Below are 15520 nucleotides of genomic sequence, written 5' to 3'. Positions count from 1 at the left end.
GGCTCGGCTGACCCGGCACCGCGAACGTGAGCCCTCCACTGGCGTGTTCCTGCGTTTCGACTCGCTTCGCTCGCTCGACGAGCGGGCAAGGAACCACCCCGGAGTGGGATTCACGAACCTCTCCGTTCGAATCAAGAAAGCAGCACTACTGTGACGCGCACTTACACCCCCAAGGCTGGCGAGAACCAGCGCGAGTGGCTGGTCATCGACGCAACCGACGTCGTCCTCGGTCGCCTCGCCTCGCACGCTGCCGCCCTCCTCCGCGGCAAGCACAAGCCCACCTTCGCCCCCCACGTCGACCAGGGCGACTTCGTCATCATCATCAACGCCGAAAAGGTCGCGCTGACGGGCCAGAAGCTCCAGCAGAAGAAGGCCTACCGTCACTCGGGCTACCCGGGCGGACTCAAGGCTGTCACCTACTCGGAGCTCCTCGAGAAGAACCCCGTGCGCGCTGTCGAGAAGGCTGTCCGCGGCATGCTCCCGAAGAACACCCTCGGCCGTGACCAGCTGTCGAAGCTGAAGGTCTACGCGGGCGCCGAGCACCCGCACGCGGCTCAGAAGCCCACCGCGTACGTTTTCGACCAGGTCGCCCAGTAAGCGCCGCACAGAACAGGACACACTGATGGCGAACATCGAAGAAACCCCCAGCAGCTACTCCACCGAGACCGCGGTCGACGAGACCGCCGTCGCCGCCGAGCGCCCCGTGCTCTCGGTCTCGGGCTCGGCCGTCGGCCGCCGCAAGCAGGCCATCGCCCGCGTGCGCGTCATCCCCGGCTCGGGCACGATCACGGTCAACGGCCGCGCGTTCGAGGACTACTTCCCGAACAAGCTCCACCAGCAGCTGATCACCGACCCCTTCACGGTGCTGAACCTCAACGGTGCGTACGACGTCGTCGTCCGCATCTCGGGTGGCGGCCCCTCGGGCCAGGCCGGCGCGCTGCGCCTCGGCATCGCCCGTGCGCTCAACGAGATCGACGTCGAGAACAACCGGCCGACCCTCAAGAAGGCCGGCTTCCTCTCGCGCGACGCCCGCGTCATCGAGCGCAAGAAGGCCGGTCTCAAGAAGGCCCGCAAGGCTCCGCAGTACTCGAAGCGCTGATCGGCTTCACCTCCGCATGCCGATCTTTGGCACGGATGGCGTGAGGGGGCTGGCCAACGGCCCCCTCACCGCCGATCTCGCACTGTCCCTGGCCCAGGCGACCGCCGTCGTCCTGGGCCAGGGCCGTTCTGCCGAGGCGCGCCGCGCTGCCGGCAAGCGGCTCACCGCCGTCGTCGCGCGCGATCCGCGCGTGTCGGGCGAGTTCCTCTCCGCCGCGGTCGAGGCGGGTCTCGCGTCATCGGGCGTCGACGTGTTCGACGCCGGCGTGCTGCCCACTCCCGCCGCGGCGTTCCTGATCGCCGACATGGATGCCGACTTCGGCGTCATGGTGTCGGCATCCCACAATCCCGCTCCCGACAACGGCATCAAGATCTTCGCGCGAGGCGGCGTGAAGCTGCCCGATGTCGTCGAGGAGCGCATCGAGTCCGCCATGTCGGGCGAGAAGCTGATGCCGACGGGTGCCGCTGTCGGACGCATCCGTCGCTTCGCCGACGCCGAGGACCGCTACGTCGTGCACCTGCTCGGCTCGCTGCCCTACCGGCTGGACGGGCTGCACGTGGTCATCGACTGCGCGCACGGTGCGGCATCCGGCGTCTCTCCCGAGACGTTCCGCGACGCCGGCGCGCGGGTCACCGTCATCGGCGCCGATCCCGACGGGCTCAACATCAACGACGGCGTGGGCTCGACGCACCTCGACGTGCTCGCCGAGGCCGTCGTCAGGCACGGCGCCGACGTGGGCATCGCGCACGACGGCGACGCCGACCGGTGCCTCGCGATCGACGCCGACGGCAACGTCGTCGACGGCGACCAGATCATGGCGATCCTGGCCGTGTCGATGAAGTCCCGCGGCCGCCTGAAGGACGACACGCTCGTCGCCACCGTCATGAGCAACCTCGGTCTGCACCGGGCGATGGCCGAGCACGGCATCCACGTCGAGACGACCGCGGTCGGCGACCGCTACGTGCTCGAGCGCATGAACGAGGGCGGCTTCTCGCTCGGCGGCGAGCAGTCCGGCCACGTCATCATGAGCGACTTCGCGACGACGGGCGACGGCCTGCTGACCGGCCTGCACCTGGTGGCAGAGATGGCCCGCACCGGGCGCTCTCTGGCGGACCTGGCGTCGGTCATGACGGTGTACCCGCAGGTGCTCATCAACGTGAAGGGCGTGGACCGCACGCTCGCCGCCACCGACGAGGTGGTGCAGGATGCCGTCGCCCGGGCCACCGCGGCGCTCGGCGTCTCGGGCCGCGTGCTGCTGCGTCCGTCGGGCACCGAGCAGCTCGTCCGGGTGATGGTCGAAGCGGCCTCCGAGGACGAGGCGCGGCGTCACGCCGACGAGCTCGCCGACGTGGTGCGCGACCGCCTGGCACTGTGAAAGGGGCGCGGGCCGGCGATTTGTCACGGCTCGCGCTCCTGCGCGCCCAGGCGTGATCGGGCTAGCCTGAGGGCATCCGAGAGGAGCCATCGTGGGTGAAGCGATCGTCGTCGGAATCACGGATGCCGCGGTCACGCGCCGTGCGGTCGACTGGGCCGCGCAGCGGGCCGCGGAGACGCGGCGTCCGCTCGAGCTGCTGGCTGTCGTCGGCGGAGCGGTCGGGACCGTCGGGGAGGACTCGATCGTCGAGGCCGCTCTTGCGCAGGCGCGCGAGAGCGCCGAGGGAGAAGCGGCAAGGGTCGCGGGGCACGGATTCGAGATCCGCACGCGCGTCGACCGCGGCAACCCCGTCTCGAAGCTGCTCGACGCCTCGGCGGATGCCGCGCTGCTCGTCATCGGCAGCGACTACCGCGGGCCGGGTTCGAAGACGGCGCGCGGCGCCCATGGCCTGCGCATCGCGGCCGGTGCCCATTGCCCTGTCGTGGTCGTGCCCGACATCGACACCGCCGGGCGCTCGGGCGTCGTGGTGGGCGTGGACGGATCGCCCGCAGGCGAGAAGGCGGTGGCCTTCGCCGCCGCCGAGGCCGACCGGCTGCGCGAGCCGCTGATCGCGGTGTCGGTGTGGACGCCGCTGGAGGTGCCCCGCAACATGGGCGTCTACCCCGTCGAGTACCTCGAGAACCTGGCGCGGCTGACCGAGGAGTCTCTGGGCATCTCGCTGGCCGGCCTGCGCTCGCAGTATCCGGACCTCGAGATCGATCCGCGCGTCGAGCGCGGGTACCCGTCGCAGATCATCAACGAACTGGCGGCCGACGCGCGACTCGCCGTCGTCGGCTCGCACGGCCGCGGCGCGCTGGCGCGGTTCCTCCTCGGCTCGATCAGCCAGGAGGTGCTCGCCCGCCTCGCGACGGTCACCGCCGTCGTGCGCTGATCCCGACCGCACGCCGCAGTCGCCGAGGACACGGCGGCGGGGCATGGGTCATGGTACCCATCGCGTGATCTGGGGAATTCCCTAGGATCGTACCGATGGGGAGGGGACGCGCTTGTCGGATGTCGAGTTGTTCTACGCCGAGCTGACGTCGGCGGCGTCGGGGACGCAGAGTGCAGCGCAGGATGTCGTGATGGCGGCGGCCGAGCTCAACGGCGACGACGTGGGGGTCGAGAACCCGGCGCATCGCCCCGGGCTCCGGCTGGAGATGCACCGACGCTTCACCGCGTTGCGCGAGGCCATCCGCGACCATTCCACGGAAGCGTCCGGCATCGGTGCGGACGTGCAGCACATCGCCGATCGGTACACGGAGCTGGACGCCGAGCTGAGCGGGACGGACGCGAAGTGAGCCTGACGTCACCGAATCGCGGATACCCGCTGGAGCGGATCGACGGCAATGCCGGATCGATGTCGTGGTGGGTGGGTTCCTTCGACCGCGCGGGCCAGCGGCTCGCCGAGCTGCGCACCAGCCTGCAGACGGTTCGGGACCTGCCCGGAAAGGGCGACGCCGTCGTCGCCGCCCGTGCGGACGCCGTGCAGACCTCGACCGCCCTCACGGCCGACATCGTCGAGGCCGAACTGCTGTCGCGGGTGCTCAGCCGCTACGCCGACGCGCATTCCGCGTACGCCGTGCCCGCCAACCGCCTGGTCGACGAGATCGAAGACGCCCATGCGGCCGCACAGCGTGCGCAGGGGGCCTTCGAGCATGCCGGGCAGCGGGCGCTGTGGACGTCGTACTCGGGCACGACGGCCGAGATCGAGACGGCCGACCAGGACGCACGCGATGCCATGGTGGTACGGGATACCGCCGATCGCGATCTCGCCGACCTCTGGGCGAGCTGGGAGAGCTTCTACACGAACTGGGACGCCGCCTACGATGCCGCGCTCGCCGCGCTGGCCGGCGGCAGCGGCGTCACGCTGAGCCGTGATGCGAGCTCGCTGCTGGACCGACTGCTCGCGGCGAACGGCCCCGCCGCGGTGCTCGCCGTGTGGAACGAGCACCCCGAGCTGCGCGACGAGCTGATCGCGAAGCATCCCGAGATCATCGGGAATCTCGACGGGATCCCGTACGACGTGCGCGCGGACGTGAACGAAGCGCGGGTGCGCGACCTGCGCTCGCGGAAGGATCTCGACGCCACGCTCACGACCGAGCTCGACGTACTGTGGAACGAGATGCAGAAACATGGCGGCAGGCTGATCTCGTTCGACCCCGATGGCGCCGAGCAGACCACCGCGGCGCTCTGGTACGGGCCGTTGGATGCCACCACCGTTTCGACGCTGGTGCCCGGCATGATGTCGCAGGTGTCGGAGATGGCGGACTGGGGTGTCTCGGCCCGCGACCTGAATGACTTCGTCGGCTCAGGTTCGGCGACCATCGCGTGGTTCGGCTACGACTCGCCGAACTTCGCCGAAGAGCCGGCGATGGGGCGCGCGCAGAACGGCGCACCGGCCCTGCGATCGCTGCTGCAGGGGCTGGATGCGATCCTCCCCGATAGCGAGATCGATGTCGTCGCCCACTCGTACGGGAGCACGACGGCAGCTCTCGCGATCGGCTCGGCGCCCGACGGGCTGGGTGTCGACAAGTTCGTCACCGTCGGCTCGGCAGGCCTGCCCGATGATGAGGATGTGCGGACGAACCTGCAGTCGCCCGATGCGCCGCGCATCTACGCCACGATGTCGGAGCGCGACTTCTGGGCGCCGGTCGGCCAGGGCACCGGGTTCGGGCACGGCACGTCGCCGACGGTGCTCGACCGCGTCACGGAGTTCGACAGCAACGGAGGCGTCGACGCCGACGGCAACAGCCTGCTGCCCACGCCAGGGCACAGCGCCCACGGCGGGGCGAATTTCCCGTGGGAGAGTTCACCGGGCGGCTATCTCCAGAAGGGCAGTGAGTCGTTCTACAACGTGTCGAGCATCATCCAGACCGGTGAGCCCGGCACGGAGCCTGGCGGCGAGGGGACGGACATCCCGTTCTGGACGAAGGTGCTCGAGATCCAGGCGCAGACAGGCAGCTATGGCTACTACTACTGAACGGCGGCCCCCGGCCGCACGGCGGGCTTTGGCGGCGATGGCCGTCGGAATGGTGTTGACGATGACGGGTTGTGCTGCGGCCGCCGCTCCGGAGGGCGACGCGCTGTATCAGGATGGCGAGCAGCGGTTCACCGCGAGGTTCGACGCGATGCACTCCGTGCTGATGGCGGTCCAGGACGGCCAGTGGGATGTCACCCTCGGCGGCTACGGCGCCGGCGCCGGGCCGTGCCCGGGCAAGAACGGTTCGCGCGACGGCTACATCCTGTCGGACTACCGACGAACCCTGTCGCTGGACGGACGTGACCCGAAGCAGGTGAGCGACGACGCGGCGGCGGCCTTCACGGCGCTCGGTCTCGAACCCGAGACGACGGTCTTCGGCTCGGACGACCGCGCGCAGTGGAACGTGATCGTGGAGGGTGACCCGGTCGGTCGCGCCGTGGTGTCGGTCGAGGTCGATCAGCAGAAGATCCTCGTCTCTGCTGACGCGGCCTGCACGCCGGGGGACTGGACCGCCCTGGACGCGATGGTCTTCGACGACCCCGACGGCACGGCGGAGGATCTCTGGCGCCGGACCCCGGCGACGGAGGGGCCGGACGCGGTGCCGATGTTCTTCTTCCCGGCCGATGGCCCCGTCTTCTGGAACGAGGACGGCACGCCCGTCGAGCCGCAGCCGGTGGTCAGCGACCCGCCGGCACGACCCTCCGGTGGCTGAGCGCGCACGCCGCGGCCGCCGCATCCGGGATACTGGATAGCGTTATCTGAACGCGCACGCCCGGGGGAGACGAATGTCCAAGAGTGCAAAGCCTGCCACCCTTGCGGACGTCGCCCGCCTGGCCGGAGTGTCGGTGCCGGCGGCATCCCGAGCGCTCAACGGCGGCGTGCGCGGCAAGCAGAGCGGCTCGCCCGAGCTGCGCAGCCGGGTCGAAGAGGCCGCGCGCACGCTGGGGTACTCGGTGAGCCCGGCCGCGCAGACGATCAAGGGCGGGCGTGCCAACACCGTCGCCTTCATCGTGGGCGACATCGACGACTTCGGGTCGGCGACCATGATCTCGGGCGTCATGCACGCGGCGGAGGAACGGGGGGTCTCGGTCGCGGTGCGCACGACGCGGGACGACTCGCTGCGCGAGCTCGAGCTGCTCACCCAGCTGCGGGGCGAGCGCCACCTCGCCGTCGTGATGGCCACGAGCCGCACCACGGACGCGGCGCGCGAGGCCGCCGTCAAGGAGCAGCTCGTGGTGCTGCGCGACCACGGCGCGCGGATCGTGGTGATCGGCGACAACGACCTCGGGTTCCCGACCGTGACCGTCGACAACCGCCACGCCGCGAGCCTGCTGGCGGAAGGGCTCGCGGATGCCGGCAAGCGGCGCTTCGCGATCGTCTCGGGCCCGTCGGGCGAGGTGACCGCGCTGGAGCGCGTGGGCGGGTTCGTCGAGGGGCTCGCGGAGCGTGGGATCGCGGTCGACGAGCAGGACGTGGTGCACACCGAGTTCTCGCGCGACGGCGGATACCGTGCCGTCGAGCACCTGCGGGGCCGGCTGGCGGACGTCGACGTGATCGCCGCGATGAGCGACGCGATGGCCGTCGGCGTGATCGCCCGCCTGCGGGAGCTCGGGGTGTCGACGCCCGCCGACATCGAGGTGACCGGGTTCGACCACGTGCCGATGCTCGGCGATGTGCTGCCCGGCTTCAGCACCGTCGAGGTCCCGCTGGAGCGGTTCGGCGGTGCGGCGCTGGAGCTCGCCTTGGACGACGGCGACGACCTCGAGGCGACCATCGCGCTCACCGCGACCCCGATCGTGCACGGCGCTCCGCTCGCACGCGTGTAGGCGGCATCCACTCGCCCTTCGCCCTTGTCCGCGCAGGTGGAAAGCGCTTTACGGAAATGAGTGGCAAACGTTGTCCACTTTGGGGTACTCTCTCCGAGACGGAAACGTTCCGGCACGAATCAAGGGAGATCACATGCACGACGCAACGACGCGGGCAGGGGTGCGCGCCCATCTGGGCCGCCGCTCGCCCTGGGTCGTCGGGGCAGCGGGAATCGCTGTCGCGGCGCTGGCGCTCACGGGCTGCAGCGGCAGCTCCTCGGGCTCCGACGGCGACTCGACCGCGAAAGAGAAGACCACGATCCGCTTCCTCTACGCCACCGGCGACGAGACCTGGAACTCGGTGGTCGACGCCGTGGTGACGGCCTTCAACGAGCAGAGCGACACGACGACCGTGCAGCTCGACCCGCTTCCGGCCGGCAGCGACTACGCCACGGCACTGAAGACGATGGATGCCACCGGCAACTGGCCCGCCGTCGTCGACATGCGCGACACCCTCACCTACGTGAACGCCGGCAAGCTCGCACCGATCCCCGAGTCGGTCACCGAGCTCATCCAGCCCGAGGCGTTCGGCACCGCCGAGGACGGCAACGTCTACACGGTGCCGTACAGCGCGCTCAACGGCGAGATCGGCCTGAACATCGTCTACAACAAGGACTACTTCACCGACAACGACCTCGAGGTGCCCGAGACGTACGACGACTTCCTCGACCTGCTCGCCGACATCAAGGCGAACGGCGATGCGCCGCTGGCCACCGCGGCAGCCGAGGTGTGGCCGAGCGACCAGCTGTGGAAGCCGCTGGCCGCACCCTACTTCGCGAAGTACGGCGACGAGGGCGGCTTCTGGACCGCGGCCCAGAACGGCACGGCGAGCATCGAGGACCTGCGCGAGCCGCTGCAGGAGCTGCTCGACATCACGAACGACTATGTGCTCGAGGGCTGGCAGTCCACCGCGGACGCGCAGACCACGACACTGCTCGTGAACGACATGGCGGTCATGGCGACCTCGTCGGCCGGCATCGGCCGCCTGAACGACATCAACAAGGTCGACCCCGACTTCGACGCGGGGCTGTTCATCATCCCCGCCGAGGACGGCACCATCAACGTGCTGAAGAACGCGGTCAACGGCGACACCGCCGGCGGCCTCGCGATCTCTTCGCAGGCCGCGGACGACAAGGCGGAGTACGCATCGGCCACCGAGTTCCTGGAGTACTTCTACAAGGTCGACACCGCGAACCTGATGGAGTCGCAGGGCTGGCTCGCGCCCAACATCGTGGCGTCGGACGAGATCGAGCGCAACACGTCGATCCCGGGCTCGAAGGACTACTTCGCGCTGCTCGAGAACCCGAACCTCGAGTGGTACGAGAACGTGTCGGACCTGACGACCTTCAGCGCGTTCAACACGTTCTTCCGCCAGGCGCGCATCGAGATGCAGGACGGCCAGTCCTCGATCGACGACACCATCGCCAAGGTGCAGGCCGAGTTCGACAAGACGGTCGCCGCGGGCTGAACACGCGTGACGCGGTGCCCGGGCGCTGTCCCGGGCACCGCGGAACGGAGGCGAGGAGGTCTCCATGACAGATCAGAGTGCCCTGCAGGGTCAGACCCAGGTGGTCGGCGCCGCCGTCCGCCTGACGGGCGGGGGACCGCTCGACGGTGCGCCCGAGGGCGTTGCCGACGACGTGACATTCGTCCCCAGAGGACCCGCGACCGACAAGCGCCGCACCGGACGGTTCCGCTCCGCCCGCTGGGTGATGCTCGGCTTCATCGCGCCGGCGCTGGTGATCTACCTGCTCATGGTGATCGTGCCGTCGCTCCAGTCGCTCCAGCTGAGCTTCACGAACTGGGACGGCATCAGCCCCGACTACGACTACGTCGGCGTGCGCAACTACGAAGAGATCCTCACCAGCGGCCGGTTCTGGAACGCGGTCAAGAACACCCTCATCCTGGGGCTCGGGTCCGCGGTCATCGTCAACGCGATCTCGCTCGGGGTCGCGCTGATGCTCGACAAGGTCGGACGCTGGCAGGGGCTGTTCCGCACCGCCGTCTACCTCCCGTCGCTGGTGAGCGCCTTCATCCTCGCCACGGTGTGGAAGTACCTCCTCAACTACAACTTCGGCGCGGTGAACACCTTCCTGCGCGACGCCGGGTTCCCGGACTGGGCGCGTGACTGGCTGGGCGACAGCTCGATCGTCGTCGGCGTGATCCTGTTCATCACGTGCTTCACGCTCGGGGGCAACACGACGCTGATCTACCTCGCGAATCTGCAGTCGGTGCCGCAGGAGCTGGTCGAGGCCGCCCGCATCGACGGCGCCAGCAGTCGCCAGGTCTTCGGGCACGTCACGTGGCCGATGCTCGCCGGCGCCGTCACCGTCAACATGACGCTCGCCATGATCGCCGGCTGGACCATCTTCGACCAGGTCATGGTGCTGACGTCGGGCGGGCCCGGGTTCGTCAGCGAGACCATGGCCTTCTTCATCTACAAGGTCGGCTTCGGCGAGTACCGGGCCGGTTTCGGCAGCGCGGCGGCGATCGTGCTGTTCGTCGTGGTGATCGTCAGCACCGTCGCGGCGAACGCCTACATGCGCAAGAGGGAGATCCAGGCATGAGCACCGAGACGCAACTGCTCGTCGCGCCGCAGCGCGCGCCCCGCCGGTCGGCACGCCCCCGCAAGAAGCTGACGATCGGCCAGGTCGTGGTGATGGTCGTGCTGGCGGTGCTGGTGCTGATCGTCGCGAGCCCGGTGATCTACGCGCTGCTGAACTCGTTCCGCTCGTACGCCGAGATCACGAAGGACCCGATGGGGCTGCCCACGCAGTTCACCCTCGACAACTACGTGCAGCTGTTCCAGCAGACCGACTACGGCGAGGCGCTCGTCAACACGCTCATCATCACCGTCGCGACAGTCGTGCTGCTCGTGGCGATCGTGCCGATGGCCGCATACGGCATCGAGCGCGTCGGCGGTCGCACCTCGCGGTTCATGTACATCCTGTTCATCGCGGGGCTCATGATCCCGTTCCAGGTGCGCATGATCCCGCTCGTGAAGGGCTTCAACGAGGTCGGGCTGTACAGCACGCTCACGAGCGTGATCCTCGTGCACCTGGGCGGGGCGGCGAGCTTCGGCATCCTGCTGTACTGCAGCTTCCTCAAGAGCGTGCCGATCGACGTCGAGGAGGCGGCATCCATCGACGGGGCAGGCCGCCTGCGCACGTTCTGGTCGATCGTGTTCCCGATGCTGCTGCCGGTCACGTCGGCGTTCGTGATCATCCAGGCGCTCGGACTGTGGAACGACTTCTTCATCCCGCTCGTGTTCCTCGACTCGTCGTCGGCCGGCACGATCAACGTCGCGATCAACCGGATGGTGGGACTGCTGACATCGCAGTGGCAGCTCATCTACACCGGTGCGATCCTCGCGATCATCCCGTCGGTGGCGATCTTCGCCGCGTTCCAGCGCTACTTCATCAAGGGCATGTCGGTCGGGGCGGTGAAGGGATGAGCACCACGTCCGCCCGTCCCGCCGGCGTGCTCGCCCGAGCCCGCGCGCTGCTCGCCCTCGACGGGCCCCTCGCAGGCACGGTGCTCGCGGTGTTCCGGTACTTCACGGTGTCGGTGTCGTTCCTGGCCTGCCTCGTCCCGCTGCTCGCGTTCACCGCCCTCGTCGGGTGGCAGGCGACGCACGTGGCCGTGTGGCTGGGGGCTGCCTCGCTGCTGCCGGTCGCGCCCGCGACCTTCGCGCTGCTGCGCAGCTCCCGCCTGCTGCTCGTCGAGCGCGGCGACGCGGCGGCGGGACGCGCGTTCTGGTCCGCTTTCGCGTACGGATGCCGCCACCTCTGGTGGGCGGCCGTCACGACGAGCGCGGTGGCCCTGGTGCTCGCGTACGACCTGGCGCTGTTCGGCGGCTCGGACGCCGTCGTCCTGCTGGTGGCGGCCGGTGCCGCACTCGCCGTGGCGCTGCTCGTCGGCGTGTGCGTCGTCGCGGCCGCGGACGGCCCCCACGGCGCGATCGAGACGGTGACCGCCGCGGTGAAGGCGGTCGTGCGCCGACCGCACATCGCATTGAGCTGGCTGCTGCTGATCGCGGCCGGTCTGGCGGCGACCGCGATCCCGCTCCTCGGGCCGACGCTCGCCCTGTTCCTTCCAGCGCTCATCGGCGCCGGCATCCACATCTGCAACGACGCCCTGCGTCTTGCGCTGACCGACGAGACGAGACACACTCCGTGACCGAAGCCGCCCCCCATCCTTCCGCCGTCATCGTCGGGCCGGCTGAACCGCGCGAGCAGGCGCCGGCGACCGTGCGCGCCCGCGTGGGCGCGTTCGAGCTGCGCTGGCATGCCGGCGCCCCGGCCGCCCTGGTCGTCCCCGGCTCCACGTTCACGGGCCGCCCCGGTGTCGGACTCGTCGAGGTGTTCACCGCCGGCGAGCAGCGTGCCCGCACCAGCCAGGCGTACTGGCGGTCGGCCGTCGGCGAGCGGCTGCGCGTGCAGGGCTCGACGGTGACGACCGACGACGACGCGACGCGTGCCGTCGTGGTGCAGACCGATGCCATGAGCGGGATCGAGGTGCGCACGACGCTCACCGCCCCGCGGGGGACCGTCGCCCTGCGCATCGAGAACGAGGTGCGCAACGCGGGGCGCGAGCCGTTCGTGGTGACCGCGGTGTCGTCCGCCACGATCGGCGTCGGGCACGCCGCCGAAGACCTCGACCGCACGGCCTGGGGCACGGCGGCCAGCGAGTGGCTCGCCGAGGACCGCTGGAGCGAGAGGCCGCTGCGCAGCCTGCTGCCCGACATCGCGCTGCCGTTGCACGGGCAGGACGCCCGCGGGCACGTCAGCCTGACGAGCCACGGCGCGTGGTCCAGCGGCGAGCACGTGCCGTGCGGCTATCTCGTCCGCGCGGACGGCGCAGCGCTCGCGTGGCAGATCGAGACGAGCGCGGGCTGGCACGCCGACCTGTGCCAGGCGCAGGGCGGCGGTGTGCTGTCGCTGCTCGGCCCGACCGACCTCGAGCATCAGTTCGCGCATGAGCTGCTGCCCGGCGAGACCTTCGTCGCCGTTCCTGTCGCGGTGGCGGCATCCGCTCGCTCGCGAGACGACGCGATCGGTCAGCTCACGCGGTACCGGCGCCTGCTGCGCGGCCCAGCCGGCGAGCAGGACCTGCCGGTGGTGTACAACGACTTCATGAACACCCTCATGGGGCAGCCGACGACCGAGAAGCTGCTCCCGCTGGTGCGCCGTGCCGCCGAAGCGGGCGTCGAGGTGTTCTGCATCGACGCCGGCTGGTTCGCCGACCCCGCGATCGGCGACTGGTGGTCGACGGTCGGGGAGTGGCGCGAGGCGCCCACACGGTTCCCGGACGGCGGACTGCGCCGCGTGACCGATGCGATCCTCGACGCGGGCATGGCGCCGGGGCTGTGGCTGGAGCCGGAGGTCGTCGGCATCGACAGCCCCGCGGCGGCCGCGCTGCCCGACGAGGCGTTCTTCCAGCGGTTCGGGCGCCGAGTGCAGGAGGACCGCCGCTACCACCTCGACTTCCGGCATGCTGCCGCCCGTGCGCACCTCGACGCGACGGTCGACCACCTGGTCGAGGAGTACGGCATCCGCTACCTGAAGCTCGACTACAACATCAACCCGGGTGCCGGCACGGACCACCTCGCGACGACGGCAGGGGACGGCCTGCTGGCCCACACGCGGGCCTTCCGCGACTGGCTCGTGCGGGTGCAGCAGCGCCACCCGTCGCTGCGGATCGAGAACTGCAGCTCGGGCGCGATGCGGGCCGACTACGCGCTGCTCGCGGTGACGCACCTGCAGTCCACGAGCGACCAGCAGGACTTCCGCCGGTATCCGCCCATCGCGGCCTCGGCGCCGGCATCCATCCTTCCCGAGCAGTGCGGCAACTGGGCGTACCCCGAACGGGGGATGAGCGACGAAGAGACGGCGTTCACCCTCGTCACGGGGCTGAGCGGGCGACTGTACCTGTCGGGGTTCCTCGACGACGTGCGGCCCGACCAGCGGGCGCGCGTTGCGGAGGCCGTGGCGCTGCACAAGCAGCTGCGCGACGGCCTGCGCACCGCCGTCCCGTTCTGGCCGCGGGGTCTGCCCGACTGGGACGCCGCGACAGTCTGCCTCGGCCTGCACACCGCCGACGGCGATCTGCTGTTCGTGTGGGATCGGGATGCCGCACCCGCCCGCTTCACCGTCCCTGGGGTGGCGGAAGCCGAGGTGCTGTTCCCGGCGGGCGCGGCACCGTGGGGTCTCGAACCCGGGTCGGACGGGCTCGAGGTCTCGACGCCGGCGGGCATCGGGGCGCGCGTGCTGCGGGTGACCCGTGGCTGAGCGCGGCACGATCGCCCCCGGGCGCGTGTTCGTCGACGATCGGGGCCGGACGGCGCAGCTGCACGGCATAGGTCTGCAGCGGATCGGCGACCGGTGGTTCGCGTGGGGCGAGGACAAGACCGCGGGCGACAGGTTCACGGCCGTGGCGTGCTACTCGTCGGACGACCTCGCGCGCTGGCGCTACGAGGGCGACGCCCTGACAGTGGGTGACGGCGACATCGCCGCCGACCGGGTCGTCGAGCGGCCCAAGGTGCTGCAGCGTCCCGACGGTCGCTGGGTCATGCTGCTGCACGTCGACGGACCGGTCGAGGGGGAGCGGGGCGACTACGCCTACGCACGCGTGGGCTTCGCGATCGGCGACCGCCCCGAGGGGCCCTTCACCTACGTGCGCAGCGAGCGTCCGCTCGGCAACCTCAGCCGCGACATCGGGGTGTTCCAGGAGGACGGCGTCGGCTACCTGCTGTCGGAGGACCGCGACCATGGCCTGCACATCTACCGGCTGCGCGAGGACCACCTCGGCGTCGAGTCGGTCGTGGCGACCCTGCTCCAGCAGGCGAACCCGGCGATCGGCTACGAGTCGCCCACGCTGGTCGAACACGCAGGCCGCTACTTCCTGTTCGGCTCGGACCTCACCGGCTGGGGCATGAACGACAACATGTACACGAGCGCACCGGCACTCGAGGGCCCGTGGGACCCGTGGCGCGCGATCGCCCCCGTGGGCACGCACACGTTCGAGTCGCAGGTCAGCGTCGTCGCGCCCGTCGGCGACGGGTACGTGTACATCGGCGACCGGTGGGACCCGTCGCACCTCGCCGAGTCGCCGGCCGTCTGGCTGCCGCTGCGCATCCGCGACGGTCGCGTGCAGCTCCAGTGGCGCGACGAGTGGACCATCGCGGAGCTCGGCGCATGAGGGCCGCGCTGCTGATGGACCCGTCTCTCGTTCCGTTCGTCTTCGGAGCCGAGACGCAGGCGCGGCTCGGCGACCTGCTCGAGATCGACCTCACGGATGCCGCGACCTCGCTCGGCGGCATCCCCGAGCCGTCCGGGGTCGAGCTGCTGATCGTCGGCTGGGGCGCGACCATCGACGCCGCCGACCTCGACGCCTTCGCCGCGCTGCGTGGCGTCGTGCACTGGAGCGGCGGCAACGGCGCCCTGGACGGTGCGGCGGCGCGGCGCGGCATCCGCATCTCGTCCGCGCGGGCGGCCAACGCGATCCCCGTCGCCGAGTTCGCCCTCGCGATGATCACGCTCGCCGCCAAGGACGCGTTCTGGGCGTCGCGCGCCTACACCGCCGAGCAGCGCTTCATCGACCGCGAGGCCGAGCTGCCCGACACCGGGCTGTACGGCACCACGGTCGGGATCGTCGGCGCGTCGACCATCGGCCGGCTCGTGCTGCAGAAGCTGCGGGGCAGCGACGCGCGGGTGCTGCTGTACGACCCGTACGCGTCGGCCGCCGACGCCGACGAGCTCGGCGCCGAGCTCGTCGACGACCTCGGTGCGCTCGCCGCCCGCAGCGACCTTCTCTCGATCCACGCCCCAGAGACGCCCTCGACGACCGGCATGATCTCGGCCGAGGTGCTGGCGGCACTGCCCGACGGCGCGACGGTCATCAACACCGCCCGCGGCGCGCTGATCGACCAGGAGGCGCTGGTCGCCGAGCTGCAGCGCGGGCGGCTGCGGGCGGTCCTCGACGTCACCGAGCCCGACCCGCTGCCCGCGGGGCACCCGCTCTACGCGCTGCCGAACGTGTTCCTCACCCCGCACCTCGCGGGTTCCATGGGCAACGAGCTGCGCCGGCTCGGGGAAGTCGCGCTCGCCGAGGCGGAGCGCTTCGTCGCCGACGAGCCGTTCGCGCACCCGGTGCCCTGACGA

General features: G+C 70.5%; 15 protein-coding genes. All 15 read left to right on the top strand.

Features of this window, described 5'->3' with window-relative positions; all coding sequences use genetic code 11:
* Positions 1-150 precede the first annotated feature (150 nt).
* The 15 genes from rplM to ABEA46_RS09355 all read left to right on the top strand — a co-directional run bounded on the left by rplM (position 151) and on the right by ABEA46_RS09355 (position 15517).
* Positions 151-597, top strand: coding sequence for a 50S ribosomal protein L13 (gene rplM / locus ABEA46_RS09425; RefSeq protein WP_345544183.1), 447 nt, complete (start codon positions 151-153; stop codon positions 595-597).
* A 25-nt stretch (positions 598-622) separates the two neighbouring features.
* The gene (gene rpsI, locus ABEA46_RS09420; protein WP_345544182.1) at positions 623-1099 is read left to right on the top strand and encodes a 30S ribosomal protein S9; all 477 of its coding nucleotides are present in this window, start codon (positions 623-625) and stop codon (positions 1097-1099) included.
* Between the two features lie 16 nt (positions 1100-1115).
* Complete coding sequence (glmM, locus tag ABEA46_RS09415) at positions 1116-2474, top strand: phosphoglucosamine mutase (RefSeq protein ID WP_345544181.1); 1359 nt, start codon at positions 1116-1118, stop codon at positions 2472-2474.
* A gap of 91 nt (positions 2475-2565) precedes the next feature.
* On the top strand, positions 2566-3405 hold the full coding sequence (locus ABEA46_RS09410) for a universal stress protein (RefSeq protein ID WP_345544180.1): 840 nt from the start codon (positions 2566-2568) through the stop codon (positions 3403-3405).
* 127 nt (positions 3406-3532) lie between these two features.
* On the top strand, positions 3533-3811 hold the full coding sequence (locus ABEA46_RS09405) for a hypothetical protein (protein ID WP_345544179.1): 279 nt from the start codon (positions 3533-3535) through the stop codon (positions 3809-3811).
* The gene (locus tag ABEA46_RS09400; protein ID WP_345544177.1) at positions 3808-5493 is read left to right on the top strand and encodes an alpha/beta hydrolase; all 1686 of its coding nucleotides are present in this window, start codon (positions 3808-3810) and stop codon (positions 5491-5493) included. Before ABEA46_RS09405 ends, ABEA46_RS09400 begins: the two co-directional genes overlap by 4 nt.
* 61 nt (positions 5494-5554) lie before the next feature.
* On the top strand, positions 5555-6205 hold the full coding sequence (locus ABEA46_RS09395; RefSeq protein WP_345544175.1) for a hypothetical protein: 651 nt from the start codon (positions 5555-5557) through the stop codon (positions 6203-6205).
* Between the two features lie 73 nt (positions 6206-6278).
* On the top strand, positions 6279-7319 hold the full coding sequence (locus ABEA46_RS09390) for a LacI family DNA-binding transcriptional regulator (RefSeq protein WP_345544174.1): 1041 nt from the start codon (positions 6279-6281) through the stop codon (positions 7317-7319).
* A gap of 133 nt (positions 7320-7452) precedes the next feature.
* The gene (locus ABEA46_RS09385; RefSeq protein WP_345544173.1) at positions 7453-8826 is read left to right on the top strand and encodes an ABC transporter substrate-binding protein; all 1374 of its coding nucleotides are present in this window, start codon (positions 7453-7455) and stop codon (positions 8824-8826) included.
* 64 nt (positions 8827-8890) lie between these two features.
* A complete protein-coding gene (locus ABEA46_RS09380; RefSeq protein WP_345544172.1) occupies positions 8891-9925 on the top strand; it encodes a carbohydrate ABC transporter permease in 1035 nt (344 codons plus the stop codon).
* Positions 9922-10812 carry a carbohydrate ABC transporter permease gene (locus ABEA46_RS09375; protein ID WP_345544171.1) on the top strand — a complete coding sequence of 297 codons (891 nt, stop codon included), beginning with the start codon at positions 9922-9924 and terminating at the stop codon, positions 10810-10812. The genes ABEA46_RS09380 and ABEA46_RS09375 overlap by 4 nt, the downstream gene beginning before the upstream one ends.
* Positions 10809-11537: a hypothetical protein gene (locus ABEA46_RS09370; protein ID WP_345544170.1), complete on the top strand. Its 729-nt coding sequence runs from the start codon at positions 10809-10811 to the stop codon at positions 11535-11537. The genes ABEA46_RS09375 and ABEA46_RS09370 overlap by 4 nt, the downstream gene beginning before the upstream one ends.
* A complete protein-coding gene (locus tag ABEA46_RS09365) occupies positions 11534-13648 on the top strand; it encodes a glycoside hydrolase family 36 protein (RefSeq protein WP_345544169.1) in 2115 nt (704 codons plus the stop codon). The genes ABEA46_RS09370 and ABEA46_RS09365 overlap by 4 nt, the downstream gene beginning before the upstream one ends.
* Complete coding sequence (locus ABEA46_RS09360) at positions 13641-14558, top strand: family 43 glycosylhydrolase (protein WP_345544168.1); 918 nt, start codon at positions 13641-13643, stop codon at positions 14556-14558. The genes ABEA46_RS09365 and ABEA46_RS09360 overlap by 8 nt, the downstream gene beginning before the upstream one ends.
* Positions 14555-15517: a hydroxyacid dehydrogenase gene (locus tag ABEA46_RS09355; protein WP_345544167.1), complete on the top strand. Its 963-nt coding sequence runs from the start codon at positions 14555-14557 to the stop codon at positions 15515-15517. Before ABEA46_RS09360 ends, ABEA46_RS09355 begins: the two co-directional genes overlap by 4 nt.
* Positions 15518-15520: the final 3 nt, after the last annotated feature.

The organism is Microbacterium jejuense (genome assembly GCF_039544225.1).
GTDB classification, from domain to species: Bacteria; Actinomycetota; Actinomycetes; order Actinomycetales; family Microbacteriaceae; genus Microbacterium; species Microbacterium jejuense.
Note: the sequence above shows the minus strand (reverse complement) of the source record. Positions and strands in the feature narration are given on the sequence as shown.